21 protein-coding genes are annotated in these 23,532 nt (G+C 72.8%); 11 read left to right on the forward strand and 10 right to left on the reverse strand.

Annotated elements, in window-relative coordinates; all coding sequences use genetic code 11:
• Positions 1-36: 36 nt before the first annotated feature.
• Both Actob_RS07960 and Actob_RS07965 read right to left on the reverse strand, forming a co-directional pair.
• Positions 37-771, reverse strand: a complete 735-nt coding sequence (locus Actob_RS07960) for an adenosylcobinamide-GDP ribazoletransferase (protein ID WP_284919416.1) — start codon at positions 769-771, stop codon at positions 37-39.
• Positions 768-2,639, reverse strand: coding sequence for a bifunctional adenosylcobinamide kinase/adenosylcobinamide-phosphate guanylyltransferase (locus tag Actob_RS07965; protein ID WP_284919417.1), 1,872 nt, complete (start codon positions 2,637-2,639; stop codon positions 768-770). Before Actob_RS07965 ends, Actob_RS07960 begins: the two co-directional genes overlap by 4 nt.
• Positions 2,640-2,722: 83 nt before the next feature.
• On the opposite strand from Actob_RS07965, the gene Actob_RS07970 reads away from it, so the two are divergent.
• The gene (locus tag Actob_RS07970) at positions 2,723-2,920 is read left to right on the forward strand and encodes a hypothetical protein (protein ID WP_284919418.1); all 198 of its coding nucleotides are present in this window, start codon (positions 2,723-2,725) and stop codon (positions 2,918-2,920) included.
• Between the two features lies 1 nt (position 2,921).
• Positions 2,922-3,737: a site-2 protease family protein gene (locus Actob_RS07975; RefSeq protein WP_284919419.1), complete on the forward strand. Its 816-nt coding sequence runs from the start codon at positions 2,922-2,924 to the stop codon at positions 3,735-3,737.
• Between the two features lie 55 nt (positions 3,738-3,792).
• Here the strand turns inward: Actob_RS07975 and Actob_RS07980 are convergent, their stop codons facing one another.
• Positions 3,793-4,791, reverse strand: a complete 999-nt coding sequence (locus Actob_RS07980) for an aldo/keto reductase family protein (RefSeq protein WP_284919420.1) — start codon at positions 4,789-4,791, stop codon at positions 3,793-3,795.
• Between the two features lie 21 nt (positions 4,792-4,812).
• Positions 4,813-9,468: a WG repeat-containing protein gene (locus Actob_RS07985; RefSeq protein ID WP_284919421.1), complete on the reverse strand. Its 4,656-nt coding sequence runs from the start codon at positions 9,466-9,468 to the stop codon at positions 4,813-4,815.
• 1,255 nt (positions 9,469-10,723) lie between these two features.
• On the opposite strand from Actob_RS07985, the gene Actob_RS07990 reads away from it, so the two are divergent.
• The 3 genes from Actob_RS07990 to Actob_RS08000 are packed head-to-tail and all read left to right on the forward strand — an operon-like array spanning position 10,724 to position 13,174.
• A complete protein-coding gene (locus Actob_RS07990; RefSeq protein WP_284919422.1) occupies positions 10,724-11,437 on the forward strand; it encodes an ABC transporter permease in 714 nt (237 codons plus the stop codon).
• A complete protein-coding gene (locus Actob_RS07995; RefSeq protein WP_284919423.1) occupies positions 11,430-12,230 on the forward strand; it encodes an ABC transporter permease in 801 nt (266 codons plus the stop codon). The genes Actob_RS07990 and Actob_RS07995 overlap by 8 nt, the downstream gene beginning before the upstream one ends.
• Positions 12,227-13,174 carry an ABC transporter ATP-binding protein gene (locus Actob_RS08000; RefSeq protein WP_284919424.1) on the forward strand — a complete coding sequence of 316 codons (948 nt, stop codon included), beginning with the start codon at positions 12,227-12,229 and terminating at the stop codon, positions 13,172-13,174. The genes Actob_RS07995 and Actob_RS08000 overlap by 4 nt, the downstream gene beginning before the upstream one ends.
• Positions 13,175-13,401: 227 nt before the next feature.
• Here Actob_RS08000 and Actob_RS08005 read toward each other — a convergent pair whose 3' ends face one another.
• The gene (locus Actob_RS08005; RefSeq protein WP_284919425.1) at positions 13,402-13,959 is read right to left on the reverse strand and encodes a helix-turn-helix domain-containing protein; all 558 of its coding nucleotides are present in this window, start codon (positions 13,957-13,959) and stop codon (positions 13,402-13,404) included.
• A 69-nt stretch (positions 13,960-14,028) separates the two neighbouring features.
• Here Actob_RS08005 and Actob_RS08010 point away from each other — a divergent pair, with 69 nt between their 5' ends.
• Both Actob_RS08010 and Actob_RS08015 read left to right on the forward strand, forming a co-directional pair.
• Positions 14,029-14,877, forward strand: a complete 849-nt coding sequence (locus tag Actob_RS08010; RefSeq protein ID WP_284919426.1) for an AzlC family ABC transporter permease — start codon at positions 14,029-14,031, stop codon at positions 14,875-14,877.
• Positions 14,871-15,179 carry an AzlD domain-containing protein gene (locus tag Actob_RS08015; protein ID WP_284919427.1) on the forward strand — a complete coding sequence of 103 codons (309 nt, stop codon included), beginning with the start codon at positions 14,871-14,873 and terminating at the stop codon, positions 15,177-15,179. The genes Actob_RS08010 and Actob_RS08015 overlap by 7 nt, the downstream gene beginning before the upstream one ends.
• A 333-nt stretch (positions 15,180-15,512) precedes the next feature.
• Here the strand turns inward: Actob_RS08015 and Actob_RS08020 are convergent, their stop codons facing one another.
• The 3 genes from Actob_RS08020 to nadA form a co-directional block, all read right to left on the reverse strand.
• The gene (locus tag Actob_RS08020) at positions 15,513-16,133 is read right to left on the reverse strand and encodes a DUF3043 domain-containing protein (RefSeq protein WP_284919428.1); all 621 of its coding nucleotides are present in this window, start codon (positions 16,131-16,133) and stop codon (positions 15,513-15,515) included.
• 67 nt (positions 16,134-16,200) lie between these two features.
• Positions 16,201-17,556: a UDP-N-acetylglucosamine 1-carboxyvinyltransferase gene (gene murA, locus Actob_RS08025; protein WP_328518422.1), complete on the reverse strand. Its 1,356-nt coding sequence runs from the start codon at positions 17,554-17,556 to the stop codon at positions 16,201-16,203.
• Positions 17,557-17,743: 187 nt separating this feature from the next.
• Positions 17,744-18,913: a quinolinate synthase NadA gene (nadA, locus tag Actob_RS08030; protein WP_407653577.1), complete on the reverse strand. Its 1,170-nt coding sequence runs from the start codon at positions 18,911-18,913 to the stop codon at positions 17,744-17,746.
• A 69-nt stretch (positions 18,914-18,982) separates the two neighbouring features.
• On the opposite strand from nadA, the gene Actob_RS08035 reads away from it, so the two are divergent.
• The 4 genes from Actob_RS08035 (at position 18,983) to Actob_RS08050 (ending at position 22,182) form a co-directional block, all read left to right on the forward strand.
• A complete protein-coding gene (locus Actob_RS08035) occupies positions 18,983-20,089 on the forward strand; it encodes a glycerate kinase family protein (protein WP_284919430.1) in 1,107 nt (368 codons plus the stop codon).
• A gap of 127 nt (positions 20,090-20,216) precedes the next feature.
• Positions 20,217-20,585: an iron-sulfur cluster insertion protein ErpA gene (gene erpA, locus Actob_RS08040; RefSeq protein WP_284919431.1), complete on the forward strand. Its 369-nt coding sequence runs from the start codon at positions 20,217-20,219 to the stop codon at positions 20,583-20,585.
• 119 nt (positions 20,586-20,704) lie between these two features.
• Positions 20,705-21,682 carry a carbohydrate kinase family protein gene (locus Actob_RS08045; RefSeq protein WP_284919432.1) on the forward strand — a complete coding sequence of 326 codons (978 nt, stop codon included), beginning with the start codon at positions 20,705-20,707 and terminating at the stop codon, positions 21,680-21,682.
• Entirely contained in the window at positions 21,682-22,182 is a 501-nt protein-coding gene (locus Actob_RS08050; protein WP_284919433.1) for an AAA family ATPase, read from the forward strand. The genes Actob_RS08045 and Actob_RS08050 overlap by 1 nt, the downstream gene beginning before the upstream one ends.
• Here Actob_RS08050 and Actob_RS08055 read toward each other — a convergent pair.
• Complete coding sequence (locus Actob_RS08055; protein WP_284922263.1) at positions 22,175-22,384, reverse strand: sulfurtransferase TusA family protein; 210 nt, start codon at positions 22,382-22,384, stop codon at positions 22,175-22,177. The two genes, Actob_RS08050 and Actob_RS08055, sit on opposite strands and share 8 nt — an antisense overlap.
• A complete protein-coding gene (locus Actob_RS08060) occupies positions 22,381-23,517 on the reverse strand; it encodes a cysteine desulfurase family protein (protein WP_284919434.1) in 1,137 nt (378 codons plus the stop codon). The genes Actob_RS08055 and Actob_RS08060 overlap by 4 nt, the downstream gene beginning before the upstream one ends.
• Positions 23,518-23,532: the final 15 nt, after the last annotated feature.

Genomic DNA, 23,532 nt, shown 5'->3' on the forward strand with positions numbered 1-23,532 from the left:
GTACCGGAAGCAGCGAAGCGGGTGGTGACCCGCCGCTCACCGCAGCGAAAGGGTGATCACCGCGAGCGTGCCGGCGGTCTCGACGCAGGCGCCCAGCACATCCCCGGTGACCCCGCCGAAACGGCGCACGCAGTGCCGGAGCAGCACCAGCACCCCCACCACGGCGGCCGCCACCGCCACCGGTCCCTGCCAGGGACGACCGGGGACGGCCGGGATCGCGGCGGCCGCCACGAGCACGCCGGCGAGCCACGCGACGGGGACCGGGACCGTGCCGGCCACCATCGCGCCGAGCCCCTCGGGACGGGCCGGTGGGACGCCGCGGCGGCAGGCCAGGGTGATCGCCAGGCGGCCGGTGGTCCACGCGATCACCAGCGACCACCAGGTGACGGCGGTGAGCGCGGCGGCCTGCACGAGCACGCCGGCGGCGAGCGCCACCACGCCGAACGGCCCGATGTCCGGCTTCTTCATGATCTCCAGGGCGGCCGGGCCGGACCGGTAGGAGCCGAGCGCGTCCACCGTGTCGGCCAGGCCGTCGAGGTGCAGGCCGCGGGTCAGCAGCGCGCCGGCGGCCACGGTGACCCCGCCGGCGACCAGGCCGGGCGCGCCGAGCGCCAGCAAACCCTCGCGCAGGGCCGCGAGCGCCGCCCCGAGCAGCGCGCCGACCAGCGGCGCCAGGCCCATCGCGACGGCCGCGACCGGCCGGTCCACCCGGCCGCCGCGCACCGGCAGCACGGTCAGGGTGGTGACCGCCAGCCGCAGCCCGTCGATCACGAGCGGCCGGCCGCGCCGTCCTCGACGCCGTCGACCGGGTTGCCGAAGCCGTCGGCGGTGCCCTCCGGGCCGGCGGCGACGGTGGCCTCGTCACCGGCCTGGTCCGCCTCGGTGAGGTTGGCGTCCGGGTCGTCGAGCCCGGCGTCGCCGTGGTCGGCGAGCATCGCCGGGTGCACCGGCAGGGCCGCGGCCAGCCCGATCGCCGTCCGCAGCAGCGGCAGCACGGCCAGCGCGTTCGCCCCCTCGCCGAGGTCCAGGCCGAGTTCCAGCACCGGCGTCAGGCCCAGCACGTCGGCGCCCTGCCTGACCAGCGCCAGCGTGCCCGCCTCGGGCAGCAGGCACCAGTGCCGGGTCTGCCCGGCCACGTCCCGGGCGATCAGGCCGGCCGCGATGCCGAGCGGGCCGTCCACCAGCACCGGGAGGCGCCGGGCGGCCGCGCCGAGCAGCAGGCCGGTGGCCACCGCCAGGTCCAGGCCGCCGAGCTCGCGGAGGATGTCGGTGGCGCCGCGCGCCTCCTGCCGGATCCGGTGCAGGGCGTCGCGGATCGCGGCGCAGCGCACCATCCAGGCGTGGTCGTCGAACGTCCCGCCGGGCTGCAGCACGCGGGGCAGGGTGGCGGCCGGCTCGGCGCCGGTGGTCGCGGCGAGCACCGCTGTCGCCACCGCCTCCACGCCGACCCCGATCCCGGCGAGCAGCAGCGCGTCCCGGCCGGCGTCGGCCGCCTCGTCGGCCAGCTGCCAGCCCTGCCGCAGCGCGGCGTCGACAGCGTGGTCGGCGGCGACCGGACCCTCCTCCATCGCGCCGGAGGCCTGCACCCGCAGCACCGCGACGTCCGCGCCGGCCTGGCCGGCCAGCCGGCCGAGCAGTCCGGCGCCGCGCTCGGTCTCGGCGACCCGGCGCTCGACGTCGAGCGGGTCGGCGCCGGCCGCGGCCCCGCCGCCGTGCCGGCCGGAGATCACCACGACCCGGACCGAGGACCACGGCTGCGGGCTGGTGGTGTCCTGGGTGGCGGCGGCGAACTCGACCGCCTCGCCGACCCGGCCCAGACCGGCGCCGGGCAGGTCGATCAGGCCGAGGCGCTCCCGGGCGTCCGGGCCGGCGTCGCTGCTGGGCAGCGGCAGGTCCATGCCCGGTTCGATCTTGGTGAGGCCGGAGGCGACCAGCGGCAGGCTCATGGTGGCGCCGCTGAAGGCGTCGGCGGTGGTCGGCGTCCCGACGAAGCCGGGGTCCGCGACCGGCGTCACGAAGACCGGCGGCGGGGGCGGTGCCGGCGTGGCCGCCGCCGGCGGCTTGGGTTTCGGCGCGGCCGGAGCGGTGGCGGTGACGGCCCGTTTCAACCAGGTCGGCTGCCCGGCCACCACCAGCACCACGCCGTCGCACGCGTCCGCGAGCGCCTGGTTGGTGGTGCCCAGCGCGTCGGCGAACGCCCGCCCGACCGGCGTCACCGGCACCAGCGAGAGACCGACCTCCGGACTGACCAGCACCACCCGCGCCGTGCAGCCGCGCACCGCGGCGGCCAGCGCCGCGACGTCGGCCTCGTCGTCGTTGGGCTGCCGGGCCGGGTCGAGCACCGCCGCGACCCACCCGCCGAGGTCGTCGACGAGCAGCGTGTCGCCGGGTTTCGCCTCGCTCAGCAGCTCGGTGAGCCGGGCCGGGTCGGCGCCGGTCTCCTCGGTCGACCAGGACTGTGGCCGGCGTCGCTGATGCTCCTCGATGCGGTCCAGCCACTCCGGGTCGTCCTCGCCGCCGACCGCGGTGGCGACGTAGCGCACCGCCGGCGCGTCGGCCACCAGCGATTCGGCGAACGCGGATTTGCCGGAGCGGATCCCGCCGAGCACCAGGACCGTGTTCCACCGATCTTCGGACATGCCCCGTACCTTAGAGCCGGGTCGCACACGTGCACGCCGTAGGGTGGAAGGCCACCGACGGTACGACGTGAGGGGGCGGCTCAATGCCATGGAGTTGGCGGTACGAGGACGTCGACGGCAAGCCGGTTGACGGGCCTGCCGAGACGTTCAGCAGCCAGGCCGACGCCGAGTCCTGGATCGGTCAGGAGTGGCGGACGCTGCAGGCCGGCGGCGTCAGCACGGTCACGCTGGTCGAGGACGACCGGGTCGACTATCAGATGAGCCTGCAACCGGCGGAGTGACGTGACCTACGAACCGGTCTACACCCGCACTCCACGGAACGCGTTCGTTCCGAGCCCGGTCTTCGTCGGCATCGTCGCGATCTTCGCGGTGAGCGCCGTGCTGACCTGGACGCGGTACGGCAACGTCGGCTTCGACGTGTTCCTGTTCATCATCTCGGGCTGGCTGATCTCGCTCTGCCTGCACGAGTACTCGCACGCGATCGCCGCGTACTTCTCCGGTGACCTGACCGTCGCCGACCGGGGTTACCTGCGGCTCAACCCGTTGAAGTACACGCACCCGCTGCTCTCCATCGTGCTGCCGGTGATCGTGGTGATCCTCGGCGGCATCGGCCTGCCCGGCGGTGCGGTCTGGGTGGACCACCGGTACATCAACAGCAAGATCAAGGACTCGCTGATCAGTGCGGCGGGGCCGCTGACCAACGTGGTGCTCGCGGTGGTGGCGGCCGCGCCGTTCCTGCTCGGCCTCGGTCCGCGGGTGGTCGACACCGGATTCCGGGTGTTCATCATGACCGACCACCCGGAGTTCTGGCAGGCGCTCGCCGCGCTCGCGTTCCTGCAGGTCACCGCGAGCGTGCTGAACTTCTTGCCGATCCCCGGGCTGGACGGGGGCAGCATCCTGCGGCCCTGGCTCAGCGCCGAGTACCGGCGGGCCTGGGACATGTTCGCCCCGTTCGGCTTCCTGCTGCTGTTCGTGGCGCTCTGGCAGACCAGCCTCAGCCGGTACTTCTACGCCGTGGTGCTCTGGTGCTGCGACCTGCTCGACGTGGACCAGACCCTGATCGGCAAGGGCCTGGACCTGATGCGTTTCTGGAGCTGACCGCCCGGCGCCGGCGAGGTCCCGCAGAGGGATCACGCCGGCGCCGGCGCCCGTCCTACGGCCGCTTCTCGGGGCTGGTGGTGAGCGCCGGGTCCCGGGTCACCACCGGCTCGACGATCTCGTCGATCGCCTTCAGCAGCCCGTCGTCCAGCTTCACCCCGGACGCCTTGACGTTGTCCCGGACCTGCTCCGGCCGGGACGCGCCGATGATCGCCGCGGACACGTTCGGGTTGCTCAGCACCCAGGCGATCGCCAGCTGCCCCATGGTCAGCCCGGCCTCGTCCGCGAGCGGCTTCAGGCGGGCGACCGTGTTCAGCACGTCGTCCTCCAGCCAGCGGGCGATGAACCCGGCCCCGGACTTCTCGTCGGTGGCCCGCGACCCGGCCGGCGGCTGCTGCCCAGCCTGATACTTTCCGGTCAGCACGCCCTGCGCGAGCGGCGACCAGACGATCTGGCCGAGACCCAGCTCCTGCGAAGCCGGCACCACCTCGGCCTCGATCACCCGCCACAGCAGCGAGTACTGCGGCTGGTTGGACACCAGGCGGATCCTCAGCTCGTCGGCGAGCGGCTTGGCGGCCCGGATCTCCGCGGCGCTCCACTCGGACACGCCGATGTAGTGCGCCTTGCCGCGGTGCACCACGTCGGCGAACGCCTCCATGGTCTCCTCGAGCGGGGTGTGGTGGTCGTACCGATGTGCCTGGTAGACGTCCACGTAATCGGTGCCGAGTCGGCGCAGCGAACCGTCGATCGAGGTCATGATGTGCTTGCGGGACAGGCCGCTGTCGTTCGCGCCCGGCCCGGTCCGCCAGTACACCTTGGTGAGGATCTCCAGGCCGTCCCGCCGCTCGCCCTTCAGCGCCCGGCCCAGCACCTCCTCGGCCCGGGTGCCGGCGTAGACGTCGGCGGTGTCGAACGTGGTGATCCCGGACTCCAGGGCCGCGCGCACACAGGCGAGCGCGGCCTCCTCCTCCACCTGGGACCCATGGGTGATCCAGTTGCCGTAGGCGATCTCACTGACCAGCAGGCCGGAACGGCCGAGATGACGGAACTCCATATCTCGAACCCTATCGAAGAACTAGAGAACCGGCCTGTTGTCCGGGCGCAGCCGGACGACCTCCTCGATCGCGTCGGCCCGCTCCACGTACCGGGTCTCCACCAGCGGCTGGCCCTGCCGGTCCAGCGCACCCCAGCGGCCCGCCTCGTCGGCGATCAGGAACGCCGACGGGTGGATCACCACCGCCTTGTGCACCGGCGGGACCACCGGCTGCCCGGTGCGGTCCACCACCCCGGAGCCGGTGCCCGCGTCGACCACCGCCAGACCCTCGTCGCTGAACCCGTCGATCGGCCCGCCGGCGCTGAGCACCGTGGCGAACCCGTGGTACTTCGGCTGCACCGCGATCCGCCCGTGCCTGTCGACGGCACCCCAGCCGCCCCGCTTGACCAGCGCCAGGCCACGCCGGAACGGCCGGACGTCCTCGAAGCCGCCGGACACCACCAGCCGGTTGCCCCGGTCGACGGCGAACCAGCCACCCTCGGCGTCCCTGCTCACCCAGGCCAGCCCCTCGGCGAACCGGCCGGCCGCCAGGTAACCCGAGTCGGCGCCGATCAGCACCTGCCCGGCCGGGTCGATCAGCTCCCAGGCCGCCGAGTCCGGGCGCCGCACCCAGGCGACACCCTCGGCGAATGGCTGCGCCTCGGCGTACCGGGGCTCGACCGCCGCCGCGTACCCCCACAGCGAGGTGCCGTCGTCGCGCAGCGGGGTCGGCGTCGGCGGAAGCCCGAGCACCTGCTCCCGGCTGCGCGGATAGGGACCCCAGCCGTCCCCGGACCGCCGCGCCATCACGTCGAGGGCCAGCTCGACCCGCTCCACCAGCTCCGGGTCACCGCCCTGACACAGGTCCAGGGCCCGCTCGAAGTGGTTCACCGCCTCCAGGAACCGGCCCTGCTCGAACGCCGAGCGCCCGGCCAGCTCCCGGATCTCCGCCCGCGCCCGGGCCGGCAGCTCCGGCGAGTCGGCCCGCGCGTAGAGCCGGTCCGCCTCGGCGAACTCGCCACGCCACTGCAGCACGTGCGCCAGCCGGGCCTGCGTGATCGAGACGAGGTGCGCCACACCTGCCGCCTCCGCGTGCCGCAGCGCCTCCCGCCCGTCGGCGAGTGCGTCGTCCAGTTCACCCAGCACCCGCGACACGACGGCCCGCAGGCTGAGCAGCCCGGCCCGCACGTTGTCCCGCTCGGCGAACTCCAGCCGGTCGGTCAGCCGGTCCGCCAGCTCCCACAGCCGATCCGGGTCGCCGACCTGCTCACGCAGCGTCGCCGGATCGAACATCCACGGGTAGGCGGCCAGGATCTGCTCCGGATCGGCCCGCCGGCGGTCGGCCGGGGCCCGCTGATCCCGTCGCTGCCGGATCGGCGCGAGGCCGCTTCCGGATTCTTCGGTACGGGGGTCCGCCGCCCGCTCCCGGTCGTCCGCCGGATTTCCGGTACGCGGGTCCGCCGCCGGCTCCCGGTCGTCGGCCGGATTTCCGATACGCGGGTCCGCCGCACCGCCGCGGTCGTCGGCGCCCTCGGCGCGCGGCTCAGGGATCGCTGAAGCCGTCGCGGGGTCGTCGGCCCGCACCGGGGTGGCGTCCGGCTCGGCCGGGGTCGCCACCGCGATCTCAGCGGCCTCCGCGACGGTTGTCTCCGGCTCGGCGGGCGCCGCCCAGCCGGCGGCCTCGTCGGCTACCTCGACGCGGTCCTCCGCGGCCGAGTCCTCTGGGTCGAGCGTCTCCGCGGCGGAGTCCTCTGGGTCGAGCGCCTCCCCGGCCACGACGTCCTCGACGTGGTCTTCCGCGCCCGGGATCTCTTGGTCCAGCGCGTCCTCGGCCACGACCTCTTCGACGTGCTCTTCCGCGACCGGGATCTCTTGGCCGAGCGCGTCCTCGGCCACGATCTCTTCCACGTGGTCTTCCGCGACCGAGGGCTCCTGGTCGAGCGCGTCCTCGGCCACGGCGTTGTCGACGCGGTCTTCGGCCACCGGCGTCTCTGGGTCGAGTGCGTCCTCGGGCAGATGGTCTTCGGTGACCGATGTCTCCTGGACCACGACCTCTTCGAGGCGGTCTTCCGCGACCGGGTTCGCCGGGACGAGCGGCCCCTGGACGGGCGCCGCGATGTCTTCCACCCGCTCTTCGGCCTCGACCGGGACCTCAGCGGCAAGCCCGGCCGGCGCTGACGTGCTGTCCGCTCCGTGCGCCGTCGGTGTGTCCACGATGGCCGGCCCGGCGGCCTCCTCGATCGCTGCGGCAACCGGAACCTCAGCGGCGATCTCGTAGCCGGGTCCGGCATCCGTCGGCTCGACGGCGATCTCGCGGACCGGTTCGGCAGTCTCGACCTCGGCGCCGATCTCGCGGACCGGTTCGGCAGCCTCGACCTCGGCGACGAAATCGTCCCGAGCAGCGCCCACCGCTGCCGGGTTGGTCGGCGGCCACTCAGGAACGCGCGGCGCCGCCACCACGAACCCGTTCACCGGCGGCGCGACCTCGAAGCCCGAACCACCCGAGCCCGGCGGGGCCTGGAATTCCGGGGCGGCCGGAACTGGCGGGGCCTGGAATTCGGGAGTGGCCGGAACCGGCGGGGCCTCGAACTCCGGAGCGGCCGAGATCGGCGCGACCTCGGATTCGGGGGCGGCCGTAACAGGCGGGGCCTCGAACTCCGGGGGAGCCGAAACCGGGGTAGCCGAGACCGGTGTGACCTCGAATTCCGGGGTGGCCGACAGCGGGGCGGCGGAGACCGGAATCGCCGAGGTCGGGGCGGCCGAGATCGGAGTGGCCGGAACCGGGAACGCCGAAGTCGGCGCGGCCGAAACCGGGATGGCCGAAACCGGCGCCAGCCCGTCGCTGTCCAGGTCCGAAGCCGCGTGATGCTCGCCAACCGGATGACCAGAATCGGTCGCCTCGTGCCTGCCCGAAGGTTCGTCCGTCGCCCGCTCGTGCCGCCCTGGTCCGGCCGGCGACACCGGAACGTCATCGACCGCGAAATCTTCGTCCGGCCAGGCGTGGCTGTGCCGAGCGGCCACCGGCTCCGCCGGCACCTCGGCCGCACCAGCCTCGGCAGTCTCCAGTTGGACGTCCCACGGGAACATGCCGACCGGCGTCTCCACCGCACGCGCTTCGACGGTCACATCCTCGGCCCGGTCGCCCTGAACCGAGTCGTCCGCGGCCGAGTCGTCCTGAACCGAGTCACGCTGGGCCCACTCGCCCTCGGCCGAGTCGCCCTGAACCGGGTCGTCCTGAACCGAGTCGGCCTGAACCGGGTCGTCCTGAATCGAGTCACGCTGGGCCCACTCGCCCTCAGCCGAGTCGCCCTGCACCGAGTCGTCCGCGGCCGGCGTCCCGTCGGCTGCCTGGGCAGCATCCGTGTCCGCCATCTCGGCGGCCACGTTGTCGCCGCCCACCGTGTCGTCCACATCCGACCCGGCCGTCGAACCGTCGTCCGAAGTCTCGTCCGGTCCGTCCTCCAGCCCGGGAGCGAACCAGCCGGCCGGTCGTTCCTCGGCCTCCGCCGCCTCCGGAGCAGCCAGCGGCGAAGTCTCGGGCACCGGCGTCTCCGCCCCGAGCCCGCTCATCGACAGCAGCCAGCCCAGCCCCCGAGGCTCCTCAACAGCCGGCTCCGCTACGGGCACACCGGCGCCCGCCCCGGCCGGCGCACCGACCGCCGACTCGTTCGTCGCGAACGGCGTCCCAGCGACCGGCGAATCGCCCGCCCCGAACGGCGTCCCAGCGACCGGCGACTCGTTCGTCGCGAGCGGCGTCCCAGCGACCGGCGAATCGCCCGCCCCGAACGGGGTCCCGGTGACGGGTGCCTCGGAAGGCACCCCGCCAACCGGCGCATCCGGCTCCGCGAATGCGGTTCCCGCACCCTGCGCGGCCATGAACGGCGTCTCCGGACCGGCGGATGGCGCGGCCTCGTCGCCGGGTGCCACCGGCCCGACCCGCCGAGGGTCGATGGCCTGGGTGCGCTCTCCCGGCGCGCCGCCCTGCTGCCGCGCGCGGTATGCGCTCAGGTCGACACCGCCGACGTCCATCGCCTGCGTACTGTCATTCGGCAGGAACGGCCCGTCCGCACCATGACCCGGCTGGTCGGGTCCGGCGCCGCCCGGCGCGGTCTGCTGACGCGAGCCGGATCCGTCGAGGTCGCCGCGCCACACGCCCGGAACCGAACCCCCGACGCCGGTAACCGGGGCGGACGCGACACCCGAAACCGGCGCGGAGGCAACCCCGGAAACGGGGGCGGACGCGAGACCGGAAACGGGGGCGGCCGCCACACCGGAGACCGGGGCGGACGTGACACCCGAGACCGGAGCGGAGGCGAACCCGGAGACCGGAGCGGACGCGATGCCGGAAACAGGCGCGTTGCCGGGAATGCCGGGGTACGCCGGATTCCGGCCGGGCGCCGCTGGGTAGACCGCTGCCGGCGGCATGGCCGGCTGCTGCGGAGTCATCCGGGTCGGCTGCGCCGCCGGCCGTGCCGGAGGTGGGCTGTTCCGCTCCTGCGGAGCCGGGCGCAACTCGAACGGCGCGTCCGGAGTCCGCCCGGACCGAGCCGGGAACGCCTCCGGCGGAACCGCGCGAGCGCTGCCATAGGTGAGCCCGGCCGGCGACACCGGCCGCGCCCCACCACCCTGCCGCGGATCACCCCCAGACCGAGACGTCGCCTGCTCCGGCGCCGCCCAGCCACCGTGCTGCTCAGACACGGAACGACCGTGCTCAGACCCGGGACGGCCCTGCTGCTCAGGCGTGGGACGGCCATGCTGGTCGGGCCCATAACGGCCGTACTGCTCGGGCCCGGGACGACCCTGCTGCTCGGGCCCGGGACGCCCCGGCTGCTCGGATCCGGGACGACGCCCCTGCTCCGGACCAGGACCGGCACCAAAACCAGTGCCCGGGCCGGGCCCATACCCGCCGAACCGCTGCCCCTGATGACGCCCGTCCGGCCCACCGGCCGGACCCGCCCCGCGAGGCCCCGGCGGAATCTGAGCGCCCCCGCGCACCTGCGGCGCCGACCCACCCTGCTGCTGCCCCGGCCCGAATCCGCCACGCTCACCATGCGCCGGCGACACCGGCCGCGCCCCGAAGTCACCACGCCCCCACGGCGGCTGCTGCGCCCCGGGACCGCCGGGCGCACCCGGACCACCACGGCGGGGACTGTCGGGCTGCTGGGGGACCCGGGCGGCACCCGAGGACCGGCCGGGGGAGACCGGTGCCGACGACGGGTGGCCGGGGGAGACCGGTACGGCCGGTCCCGGCACCCGCCCGGGACCGGGCGTCACGGGCACCGACGAGGGGCCCCGCCCGTAGACCGGTGCCGCGCCACGACGCTGATCCGGCGCGCCGCCATAGGGCATCGGCCGGTTCCACGCGGGATCGTTCTGCGAGTCACGGGGCGGGCTCACCGCGTACCTCTGCGGGTCCTCGGCCGGGGCCCAGCCGCGACCCGGCGCCGAACCGCCTGCCTGCCCTTGCGGACCGGCGGGAGCCGAGCTGACCGGCGCGGACGAGCCGCGGGACGCCTCGTAGACCGGGGTGTGCACGGCCTTGCGGCGGCCCTGGTCACCGGGGTAGCGCTGACCGGGAAGTGGTTCCCACTCCCAGGTGATCTCGTACACCCACGCCGGTTCGTCGTCCCAGCCGTCCGCGCCCGGGCGGGAGCTCCAACCGTTCATCGGGCGTCCAGGCCCGGCGATTGGCAACGCTCCGTCACGGCGAACTCCAACGTGTGAAAAAAACGAGCCGTGGCCGACCGGGGAACCCGGGTACAGTCTCCCGGCTCCACTGCGGGTGTGTGGGAAGGAGATTAGCGGCGTGGCCGGGAAGGGCGCCAGCGTGCTCACGATCTCAACGACCGGGCCGTTCCGGGGGTGGCTCACTACTTTCGGTGCACTGGCCGGGTCGGGTTTCCGGCGGTACACAACCTATCGTCAGGCCACCATAGCCGGAACGTTCACGAATGTGGTGTTCGGCTACATGCGCTGTTACGTGCTGCTGGCGGTGGCCGCGAGCGCTCCCGGCGGGCAGCCGGCCGGTTACCGGCCGGATCAGCTCGTCACCTACGTCTGGTTCGGCCAGGGACTACTCAGCGTGGTGATGTTGTGGGGCTGGGCGGAGCTCGCCGAGCGGATCCGCACCGGTGACGTCGCGGCCGATCTGTTACGTCCGGTCGCCCCGGTGACCGCTTACCTCGCCACCGACCTGGGCCGGGCCGGCCACGGCCTGCTCACCAGGTTCATCCCGCCGGTGGTGGTCGGGGCCCTGTGCTTCCCGATGCGGCTGCCGGAGCGCTGGCAGACGGTGCCGCTGTTCCTCGTCTCGGTGCTGCTCGCGGTGATCGTCAGTTTCGGCTGCCGCTACCTGGTCAACGCCACCGCGTACTGGCTGCAGGACGCGCGCGGGCCGATCATGCTGTGGGTGCTCGGGGCCGGGGTGCTGGGCGGCCTCTACTTCCCGCTGCGCCTGCTGCCGCACTGGCTGGCGGTGACGCTGTGGGTGGGTACCCCGCTGCCCAGCATCCTGCAGACACCGCTGGACGTGGCCGCCGAGCGGGACGGCCCGGCGATGCAGGCCGGCCTGATCGTCCTGCAGGCCGGCTGGGCGACCGCGCTGCTGGCGCTGGCCGCGCTGGTGCAGAGGCGGGCCGAGCGGCGCCTGGTGGTGCAGGGTGGGTGAGCTGCGCGCCTACGCCGCACTGGCCGCCGCGCAGGCCCGGTCGGTGTTCTCCTACCGCACGTCGTTCCTGTTCGAGCTGCTCAGCAACGTCGGCGCCACGGTGTTCGACGTGCTCACCGTGCTGGTGCTGTTCCGCGCCACCGACGAGATCGGCGGCTTCGTCCTGCCCGAGGCGCTGCTGATGACGGGCATCATGTCCGCCGGGTTCTCGCTCGCCGACCTCCTGGTCGGCAACGTCGATCAGCTCAAGACCTACGTGCGGGCCGGGACGCTGGACGCGGTGCTGGTCCGGCCGCTCGCCGCGCTGCCCCAGCTGCTGCTGATGGACCTGCCGCTCCGCAAGCTGCTGCGGGTGGTGTTCGGGTGTGGCGTGCTGACCGTCGCGGTCGGGATGAACGAGATCCACTGGACGCCGGCCCGGGTGGCGCTGCTCGCCCTGGCGCCGCTGGCGTGTGCGGTGTTCATGGGCGCGATCTTCGTGATCAGCGCGACCCTGGCGTTCTGGTGGGTGGACTCGGGGCAGCTCGGCAGCGCCTTCACCTACGGCGGGCGGGACTTCGCCTCGTACCCGATAACGGTCTACGGTCCGATCTTCCGCGCCCTCTTCGCGTACGTCGTGGGTCTCGCCTTCATCGCCTACCAGCCGGCCCTGGCCCTCCTCGGCCACCCGGACCCGCTGGGTCTGCCGGCCTGGGCCGGCTTCGCCTCTCCGCTGGTCGCGCTCGCCGCGGCCGGCGCCGCCACCGTCGTCTGGCGGGCCGGCATCCGGCACTACAGGAGCACCGGATCATGATCAGAACCAAGGACCTCCGAAAAGATTTCGACGTACGCGTGAAGCGCGGCCGGTTCCGCCGCGAGAAACGCACCGTGCCGGCGGTCGCTGGGGTGACCCTCACCATCGAGCCGGGCGAGATGGTCGGCTACATCGGCCCGAACGGCGCCGGTAAGTCCACCACTCTGAAGATGCTGACCGGCGTGCTCTCCCCGTCCGGCGGCGAGGTGGAGGTGTGCGGCCTGCGCCCGGTCCCGCAGCGCACCAAGCTGGCGCTCGGCATCGGGGTGGTCTTCGGCCAGCGCTCCCAGCTCTGGTGGGACCTGCCGCTGCACGAGTCGTTCACCCTGCTCCGGCACATCTACCGGGTGCCCGCCGCGGAGCACCTGGCCTGGCTGCGCCGCTGCCGTGAGCTGCTCGACCTGGACGACTTCCTGGACACCCCGGTCCGGCAGCTGTCGCTGGGTCAGCGGATGCGCGGCGAGCTGACCGCGGCGCTGCTGCACGGGCCGCGGGTGCTGTTCCTGGACGAGCCGACGATCGGCCTGGACGTGGTCAGCAAGCAGGCGGTCCGCTCGTTCCTGGCCGAGCTGGGCGCGTCCGGCGACGTCACGCTGGTGCTGACCACACACGACCTGGCCGACATCGAGCGGCTCTGCGAACGGCTGGTGGTGATCGACCACGGCCGGGTGGTGCACGACGGCACGATCGAGGCGCTGCACGCCCGGTACGGCTCCCGGCGCAGTCTGGTCGCCGACCTCTCCTCGCCGCTGCCGGAGGGCTTCGTCCTGCCCGGGACCACACTGGTCGGCGTCGAGGCGGACCGGCACCGGGTGACCTTCGCGCTGGACGGCGTAACCGCCGGCGCCGCGGTGGCCGGCCTGGTGGCCGCCGTCCCGATCCGCGACCTCTCGGTGGTGGAGCCCGACATCGAAGACGTGGTGGCCCGCCTCTACAAAGCCTGACCCACCCCATCGGTCCCGCCGCCTCCCAGGCTGGTGCTGGTGGTGGTGTCAGGGGTCGGGAGGGGACCGTGAGTGCCAGCCGGTGGGTTGCGGTGCGGCGGGCTGGTGCTGGTGGTGGTGTCAGGGGTCGGGAGGGGGCCGTGAGTGCCAGCCGGTGGGTTGCGGTGTGGCGGGCTGGTGCTGGTGGTGGTGTCAGCGGTCCGGAGAGGACCGTGAGTGCCAGCCGGTCAGCGGTGCTCCATGATCAGGACCGCCCAGGACTTCTCCAGCGCCTCGTAGCGGTGCGGGACGTCACCCGGGAACGTCACGTAGTCACCCGCGCCGACCTCGATCGGCTCCGCCACCGGCCCGGTCCGGATCCGGCCGGCGCCCACCACGATGTGCTCGACGCTGCCCGGGATGTGCGCCTCCGCCTCGCGCGGCTCGCCCGGCTCCAGTTCCATCAGATAGAGATCCCGCCGTACGTGCGGTGACCCGGTCGCCAGCAGCGTCGCCACGAAGTCGGCCCGGTCGGCACGCAGCCGGGTGGCCCCCTCGCCGGCCCGGATCACCCGCACCCTGGTCGGCTCCGGCTCCACCAGCCGGCTGAACGGCACCCCGAGCGCCACCCCGAGCGCCCACAGGGTCTCGATGCTCGGGTTCCCGCTGCCCGCCTCCAGCTGCGACAACGTCGACTTGGCCAGCCCCGCGCGCCGGGCCAGCTCGGCGAGGGAGATCCCGGCGCGGTCCCGTTCCCGGCGCAGGGCGGCGGCGATGACGGCGAGCGGCGGCGCCGGTTGCTCCATGTGTGTTCGCTCCATCGGTCGAGTCGTTCGGTTTGACGAACGCTTCACATTCGTTCAGCATGACGAACCATGGGTACGGTATATCGAACGCAGGCCCGCCCTCGCGACGTGGCGGCACTGGCCGCTGCGACGCTCGCGGTGGGCGCCTCGTTCGGCGCGATCACCATGGCGTACGGCCTGCCCGCCTGGCTGGCGCCGCTGATGTCGGTGGTGGTCTTCGCCGGGGGCGCGCAGTTCCTGGCGGTCGGCCTGTTCGCGGCCGGCAACCCGATCGCCGCGGTCTTCGCCGGCCTGCTGCTCAACGCCCGGCACCTGCCGTTCGGGCTGGCGGTCGCGGACACCCTGGGCACCCGCTGGCGGGACCGCCTGATCGGCAGCCACCTGATGACCGACGAGGTGGTCGCCTTCACCCTCGCCGAGCGGACCCCGGCCGCCCGCCGCAAGGTCTACTGGCTGGTCGCGATCTCCCTGGTCATCGCCTGGAACGTCGGCGTACTCCTGGGCGTCCTCCTCGGCGGCGCCACCGGCGACCCGGACGCCTTCGGCCTGGACGCGGCCTTCCCGGCCGGTCTGATCGCCCTGATCCTGCCCTCGTTGCGCGACCGGGACACGCGCCTGGTCGCCCTCACCGGCGCCGCCCTGGCCGTCCTGCTCACCCCGGTGCTCCCGGCCGGCCTCCCGGTGCTGGCCGCCCTCCTGGGTCTGCTGGTTCTGCTGTTCCCGTCCCGCCGCCACCCCGCCGCGAACGACTCGACCGCCGCCGTCGTGCGCGACCTGTCTGCAGGTGCTGGCGCGAGCGACTTGACCGCCGCCGTCGTGCGCGACCTGTCTGCAGGTGCCGGCGCGAATGGGCCAGCCGCTGGTCCCGTCGTCCCGGCCACCGTCTTCACCGAACCCGCCGAGGAGAACCGATGCTGATCGCCGCCGTCATCGCCCTCGGCGTGGGCACCTACGCGATGCGCCTCAGTGGCGTCCTCCTCCGCGACCGCCTGGAACTCTCCCCAGCCGTGCAGCGCCTGCTCCCGATGGCCGCCGCCGCCCTGCTCGCCGCCCTCGCCGGCACCGCGGCCCTGATGGCCGGCACCGAGTTCGCCGGCGTGGCCCGCCCGGCCGGGGTAGCCGTCGGCGCGCTGCTGGCCTGGCGCAAGGTCCCGTTCGTCCTGGTAGTCGTTGCCGCCGCCACGGTCGCGGCCCTGCTACGCCTGGCCGGCCTCCCGTAATCGGCGGTTGGCCGGGCCGCCGCAGGCGATTCCGCGCGTTCGCAGGTTCGCCCTCTCAGGGGAGGTTCTGGGCTCCAGGGTCGCTCGCGCCTCCCGGGGAAGGCTCTGCATTCCTAGGTCTGCCCTCTCAGAGAGGGCGCTCCGTGCTCGCCGGCCCGCGCTCCCAGGCCCGCCCTCCCAAGGGGGAGCCCCCACGAACAGTGTGGCGGGAACGGGTCGATCCGCGTGGTGTCCCTGTGGACAACCCGCCGCTGTGGACGAAAGAGCGCCACGTCCGCAACCCCCGGAACGCGGGTCGCGGCGTGACGCTCAGGTCGTACCGAAAATGGGTTTTCAGATGGTGGCGCCCAGGTCGACCTTGGGTTTCGGGACGCGCATCCGGCGGAAGGTCAGGCCGCGCATGATGCCGTAGAGGTAGAGCGAGCCCATCCGCTGCTGCGTGGTCGGGAAGCGCTCCTTGACCAGTCGCTTGATGCGGCGGGCGATGAACACGCTGTCCACCGCGACGGCCAGGGCGAGCAGGGCCCACAGCGCGTTGCTGGCCAGCGCGACAGCGTTGTTCCTCACCAGCGAGCCGACCATCACGATCAGGGCGCCGGCGATGAAGAACGAGCCGACCGTGCGGCGCGAGTCGACGATGTCACGGACCAGCGAGCGCTCCGGGCCGCGGTCGCGGGCCAGCAGGAATTTCTCGTCGCCCTGGCGCATGCCCTCGGCGGCCTCGGCGCGCTCCTGCCGCTGCCGCTCGCGCAGCTGCTTCATCGCCTCTTTGCGGTCGGCGGGCGCGGCCTCCACCCGGCGGCCCTGCGGCGCGCGTTTCGGCGTGACCACACCCAGCTCTTTCTTGCTGGGCGTGTAGTTCTTGCGGCGGTTCTCGGCGGCCTCCTGCTCGGTCACCGAGGAAGTGGCGTCTTCGACGAGGTCGGCTGGCTTGCGGCGAAACAGCGGGGACACGCCACGAGCGTAGCCAAACGGCGCGGTGCGTGACACACCGCGCCGTTGATCGAGACGAAACCGCAGCTCAGGGACGCTCGACGTGGGCACCGAGGGCGGCCAGCTTGGCCTCGAAGTCCTCGTAGCCCCGCTTGATCAGGTTGACGCCGTAGACCCGCGAGGTGCCCTCGGCGGCCAGCGCCGCGATCAGGTGCGCGAAGCCGGCCCGCAGGTCCGGGATGACCAGGTCGGCCGCGTGCAGCTTGGACGGGCCGGCGATCACCGCGGAGTGCATGAAGTTGCGGCGGCCGAACCGGCACGGGGTGCCGCCGAGGCAGTCCCGGTACACCTGGATGGTGGCACCCATCGTGTTGAGCGCCTCGGTGTAGCCGAGCCGCTGCTCGTACACCGTCTCGTGCATGATCGAGATGCCGCGCGCCTGGGTCAGCGCGACCACCAGGGGCTGCTGCCAGTCGGTCATGAAGCCGGGGTGTACGTCGGTCTCCAGCGCCACGGCCCGGAGCTCGCCGCCCGGGTGCCAGAACTTGATGCCGCCCTCGGCGCCGGTGACGCCGTCGCGGGCCACCCGGTCGTCGGTGATCTTCAGCTCGCCGCCGATGTTCCGGTAGACGTTCAGGAACGTCATCATGTCGGCCTGGCGGGCGCCGATCACCTCGATCTCGCCGCGGGTGGCGAGCGCGGCGGCGGCCCAGCTGGCGGCCTCGATCCGGTCCGGGATCGGCTTGTGCTCGTAGCCGTAGAGTTTCGGCACGCCCTGGATCTCGATGACCCGGTCGGTGTGCACCGTGATGATCGCGCCCATCTTCTGCAGGACGCAGATCAGGTCGATGATCTCCGGCTCGATCGCGGCGTTGCGCAGCTCGGTGACGCCCTCCGCGCGCACCGCGGTGAGCAGCACCTGCTCGGTGGCCCCGACGCTCGGGTACGGCAGCTCCAGCTTGGCGCCGTGCAACCCGTTCGGCGCGCTCAGGTGCATGCCCTCGGGGGTCTTGTCGACCACCGCGCCGAACTCGCGCAGCGCCTTGATGTGGAAGTCGATCGGGCGCGGCCCGATGTGGCAGCCACCCAGGTCCGGGATGAACGCGTGGCCGAGCCGGTGCAGCAGCGGGCCGCAGAGCAGGATCGGGATCCGGCTCGAGCCGGCGTGCACGTTGATCTCGTCGGTGCTGGCGCTCTCCACGTTCGTGGGGTCCATGACGAGCTCGCCGTCCTCGGCGCCGTCGCTCACCTTGACCCCGTGGAGCCCGAGCAGGCCGCGGACGACCTCGACGTCGCGAATCCGCGGCACGTCGAACAGGCGGCTCGGTGACTCGCCCAGCAGGGCGGCGACCATCGCCTTGGAGACCAGGTTCTTGGCGCCACGGACCCGGATCTGTCCTTGCAGCGGCGTACCGCCGTGCACGATCAGGACATCGTCGGTCAACGTAACCTCCAGCCGGCGGGCGTGTAGCGCCCGGTGATCGAGGGGCAGGCAACTCGGGCGGGGGTACCCGATTCTGCAACCGGGGAAGCATAGCGCTGAGTGACAAGTACGCCAGTCGTAGCGCGGCCGAGAAAACGTAGTAGCCGGGCAATCACCCTCCGAGGTGAAATCTCCCGGCTACACAGCGTTACGGAAGGGCGAGCATCTGGTCGAGCGCGACGCGCGCCTCGTGCGCTGTCTTCTCGTCGACCGTGATCACGTTCGGCACCCGGCCGGCGACCAGCTCCTCCAGCGCCCAGACCAGGTGGGGGAGGTCGATCCGGTTCATGGTGGAGCAGTAGCAGACCGTCCGGTCGAGGAACATGATCTGCTTGTCCGGGTGGGCCAGGGCCAGCCGGCGCACCAGGTTGAGCTCGGTACCGATCGCCCAGGCCGAACCGGCGGGCGCGGCGTCCAGCGCCTTGATGATGTACTCGGTCGAACCGACGTAGTCGGCGGCGCGCACCACCTCGTGCCGGCACTCCGGGTGGACCAGCACGTTCACCCCGGGGACCCGCTCGCGGACGTCGCGGACGCTGTCCAGGGTGAAGCGGCCGTGCACCGAGCAGTGCCCGCGCCAGAGGATCATCCGCGCGTCCCGCAGCTGCTCGTCGGTCAGGCCGCCGTGCGGCTTGTGCGGGTCGTAGAGGACACAGTCGTCCAGGTCGAAGCCCATCTCCAGCACCGCGGTGTTGCGGCCCAGGTGCTGGTCGGGCAGGAAGAACACCTTCGAACCCTGTTCGAACGACCAGGTCAGGGCGCGCTTGGCGTTCGACGAGGTGCACACCACACCCTTGTTGCGGCCGACGAAGCCCTTGATGTCGGCCGACGAGTTCATGTACGTCACCGGGACGATGTCGCCGGCGATGCCGAGATCCTGGAAGTGCTCCCAGGCCGTCTCGACCTGGCCGAGCACCGCCATGTCGGCCATCGAACAGCCGGCCGCGAGGTCCGGAAGGATGACTTGCTGCTCCGGTTTGGTCAGGATGTCAGCGCTCTCGGCCATGAAGTGCACGCCGCAGAAGACGATGAACTCCGCCTCCGGCCGGGCCGCGGCCTGCTGGGCCAGCTTGAACGAGTCGCCGGTGACATCGGCGAACTGGATCACCTCGTCACGCTGGTAGTGGTGCCCCAGCACGAACACCCGGTCACCGAGCGCGGCCTTGGCCGCCGTGGCGCGGGCGACCAGGTCGGGGTCGCTGGGAGCCGGCAGGTCGCCGGGGCAGTCCACGCCCCGCTCGCTGGCCGGGTCGCTGCCCTTGCCGAGAAGCAGCAGCGCGACAGGGGTGTTTCCGGGTTCGGTCCAGGTCGACGTCACGCCAAACATGGTTGCACAGGGCGTGGGACGGTAGCTGCGGGCGCCGAGGTGGCCTGCCACACTCCTGGGGTGCGCGTACTGATCTGTCCGGACAAGTTCGCCGGCACCCTTTCCGCCCCCGAGGTCGCCCAGGCGGTCGCCGACGGCTGGGCCGTCCCCTCCGACGAGCTGGTGCGGCGCCCGATCGCCGACGGCGGGCCCGGCTTCGTCGAGGTGCTGGCCACCGCGCTGAACGGGCAGCGGATCCCGGTGCGCACCGTCGACCCGCTGGGCCGGCCGGCCTCCGGCGAGATCCTCTACGCGAACGGCATCGCCTACATCGAGAGCGCCCAGGCCTGCGGCCTGCACTTGCTGACCGCGCCGGAGCGGGACCCCAACAAGACTTCTTCGTACGGCCTGGGCCTGCTCCTCGCCGCCGCGGTGGAGACCGGCGCCACCCAGGTGGTGATCGGCCTCGGCGGCTCCGCGGTCAACGACGCCGGAGCCGGCATGCTGGCCGCGCTCGGTGCCGGCCCGGTCGACGTGGCCGGTTACGCGCTGCCCTACGGCGGCGCCCCGCTGATCACCGCCACCGCCCTGGCCGGCGTCCCGCAACTGCGCCAGGTGGCCCTGGTCGCCGCTACCGACGTGGACAACCCGCTGACCGGCCTGCACGGGGCCAGCAGCGTCTTCGGCCCGCAGAAGGGCGCCGGCCGGGAGGACGTGCTCCGGCTCGACGCCGCCCTGGAGCACTTCGCCGGCGTACTGGAGAAGGCCTTCGGGGTGGACGACCTGGCGGCCCGGCCGGGAGCCGGCGCGGCCGGCGGTCTGGGGGCCGCGCTGATCGCCCTCGGTGCCCGGGTGACCTCCGGGATCGGCCTGGTCAGCGACCTGATCGGGCTGGACCGGGAGCTGGACGCGGCGGATCTGGTGATCACCGGCGAGGGCAGTTTCGACCACCAGTCGCTGCGCGGCAAGGTGGTGGCCGGGATCGCCGGCGGCGCCCGCGACCGGGGCCTGCCGTGCGTGGTGCTGGCCGGGCGCAACGAGACCGGGCACCGGGAGGCGTCGGCGGCCGGCGTGACCGAGACGCACACCCTTGTCGAACATTTCGGTTCGGTCGAGAAAGCGATGGCCGAACCCGCCCGCGGCCTGCGAGAACTCAGTGAGCGCCTGTCGCGCCAGTGGTCGAGGTGATCTGCGTCCGACCCGGATTGGGAATCTCCGGGATTGGAGTTAGCGTTGGCTGGTACGGCACATGACTGGGTTTACCCGTGGCGGAAAACCCAGGCTCAATCGCGTTGAACCTGGCAGGGAGATCCTAGTGACCACTGAAGCGCACACCGAGTCGACCGAGGCGAGCGCCCCGACCGGCGTCATCCTGACCGACGTCGCGGCTGTGAAGGTCAAGGCCCTGATCGAGCAGGAAGGGCGCGACGACCTGCGCCTGCGCATCGCCGTACAGCCCGGTGGCTGCTCCGGCCTGCGCTACCAGCTCTTCTTCGACGAGCGTTCGCTCGACGGCGACGTCGTCAACGACTTCGGCGGCGTCGAGGTCGTGGTGGACCGGATGTCCGCGCCTTACCTGGCGGGCGCCACCATCGACTTCGCGGACCGGATCGACGCGCAGGGCTTCACCATCGACAACCCGAACGCGCAGAACTCCTGCGCCTGCGGTGACTCGTTCCACTGATCGTTTTCGCTGCGAGCAGACTCCGGACAGGCCGTCCCGTTCACGGGACGGCCTGTTCTGTGTGACCACCGGTAGTCTCTAGCCGTAACGACCCTGTATCCCCGACCTTGAGGGCCGCCATGAAGATCGCCGTCACCGGCTCGATCGCCACCGACCATCTGATGCATTTCCCGGGCCGGTTCGCCGACCAGCTCATCGCCGACCAGCTGCACAAGGTGTCGCTCTCGTTCCTCGTCGACGACCTGGTCGTGCGCCGCGGCGGCGTCGCGCCGAACATCGCGTTCGGGATGGGCAAGCTGGGCCTGCGGCCGATCCTGCTGGGCGCGGTCGGGGCCGACTTCGCCGACTACCGGTCGTGGCTGGAGCGGCACGGGGTGGACTGTGACTCGGTGCACGTCAGCGACGTGGCGCACACCGCCCGGTTCGTCTGCACCACCGACGACGACCTGAACCAGATCGCCTCGTTCTACGCCGGCGCGATGGCCGAGGCGCGCAACATCGAGCTGGCCCCGGTCGTCGACCGCCTCGGCGGCATCGACCTGGTGCTGATCAGCGCGAACGACCCGGCCGCGATGATCCGGCACTCGCAGGAGTGCCGCACCCGTGGCTACAAGTTCGCCGCCGACCCGTCGCAGCAGCTCGCCCGGATGGACGGCTCGGACGTGCTGAGCCTGATCCGCGGCGCGGAGTACCTGCTCACCAACGACTACGAGCGCTCCCTGCTGGAGACCAAGTCCGGCCTCTCCGGCGACCAGGTCCTCGACGAGGTGCGGATCCGGGTCACCACGCTCGGCAAGGACGGCGTGGAGATCACCGGTAAGGGCCTGGAGCGGATCCACGTGCCGGTCGTCCCGGACGTGCTCGGCGAGGACCCGACGGGTGTCGGCGACGGCTTCCGGGCCGGCTTCTTCTCCGGCATCTCCTGGGGTCTCGGGCTGGAGCGGGCCGCCCAGGTCGGCTCGCTGGTGGCGGCGCTGGTGCTGGAGACCGTCGGCACCCAGGAGTACGACATCAAGCCCGCCGAGTTCGTCAAGCGGTTCACCGCGGCGTACGGCGAGCACGCGGCTGCCGAGATCACCGCCCACCTGCCGGCCTGATGGTCCTCGCGGTCTTCGCCGGGCTGCCCGGAGTCGGCAAGAGCACACTCGCCGCCGCGGTCGCCACCGAGCTGCCCGCGGCGGTGCTCGCCGTCGACACCGTCGACTTCGCCCTGCAGCGTTACGCGGTGCACGAGTCCCGCCCCGGCTACGCGGCCTACGGCGTGGTCGCCGCCCTGGCCGAGGAGCAACTCAGGATCGGCCACCACGTGATCATCGACGCGGTGAGCCCGGTCAAGGCGGCCCGGGACCTCTGGGTCGACCTGGCCGAGCGGATGGCGGTGCCGCTGCGCGTGGTCGAGGTGCTCTGCGGCGACGACGCGGAGCACCGCCGCCGCGTCGAGTCCCGGTACGCCGCCCGCGACCACGACGGCGTCCCGGACTGGGTGCGCGTCCTGGAACGCCAGTCGGAGTACGAGCCGTACCTCGGTCCCCGCCTGGTCGTCGACACCCACCTGGCCAAGGACCCGGTCCCGCAGGTCGTGTCGTACCTCAGATGACCCGGCGCACGTCGAACCGCTGGCCGTGGCCGGCGACGAACTCCTGCCCCTTCAGGCGGCACCAGGCGGGAATGTCGTTGGCCGCGGCCGGGTCGTCGGCCAGCACCCGGACGATCTCGCCGATCGCCACCCCGGGCATGGCCTTGGCCAGCTTGATGATCGGCAGCGGGCACTTCTGTCCCCGGCAGTCGAGCGTGATCAGAGTCCGGCCTCCGTCCGCAGGTCCGCCACGATCTCCGGCAGCACCGCCAGGAAGCGCTCGACGTCCGCCTCGGTGATCCCGCGGTGCAGCGACACCCGCACGTTGCCGTGGCTGAGCACACCCATCGCCTCCAGCACGTGACTCGGCCGCAGCGTCGACGAGGTGCACGAGGAACCCGACGAGACGGCGAACCCGCGCCGGTCCAGGGCGTGCAGCAGCGCCTCGCCGTCCACGTAGAGACAGCTGAAGGTGACCAGGTGCGGGAGCCGCTCGACCGGGTCGCCGACGATCTCCACGTCCGGCACGGTGGCGGCCACCCGATCCCGGATCCGGTCCACCAGGGCGCTCAGGCGTACCGCCTCGGCCCGCGCCTCGGCCGTCACCGCGCGCAGGCTCGCCGCCGCGGCCACGATCGCCGGCAGATCGGCGGCCCCCGGCGGCCGGGGGCGATAAAGATCATCCTGTGGGGCCGGTGAGATCCATCGCACTCCTTTGCGGACCACCAGCACGCCGACGCCCGGCGGGCCACCCCACTTGTGCGCGCTGGCGCTGAGCAGCGACCAGCCCGGCGGCACCGGGGTGCGGCCGATCGACGGAGCGGCGTCGACGAACAGGGGTACCCCGGAGGCGGCGCAGTATTCCGCGGCGGCGGCCACCGGCTGAATCGTGCCCACCTCGTGGCTGGCGCTGATCAGGCTGGCCAGGGCCACCCCGGGAGCGGCCACCGCGGTCGCCCAGGCAGCCAGGTCGAGCCGGCCGAGCCGGTCCACTCGCACCTCACGGGCCTCGGCTGTCCCGGCGGCGTGCAGCACAGTGGAGTGCTCGATCGCCGAGTGGACCAGGACCGACCCGGCACGCCGGCGCCCGGCCAGGCCGCCGAGCACCGCGGCCTGCGCCGCGGCGGTGCCGGAGGGCCAGAAGGAGAGCTCGTCCGGGCGTACCCCCAACAGCTCCGCGACCGCGGCGGACGCCGCCTCCTGCAGCTGCTGGGCCCGCCGGCCCGCCGCGTAGAGGCGGGCCGGGTCGGCCCAGCCGTCGGCGAGTGCCGCGAGCAACGCCTCCCGGGCCACCGGGTGCAGCGGCGCCGCGCTGGCAGCGTCCAGGTAGACGGGCGGATCGCCTGTGTAATCCACAAGGGGAACGGTATC

Source organism: Actinoplanes oblitus, assembly GCF_030252345.1.
Classification (GTDB): domain Bacteria; phylum Actinomycetota; class Actinomycetes; order Mycobacteriales; family Micromonosporaceae; genus Actinoplanes; species Actinoplanes oblitus.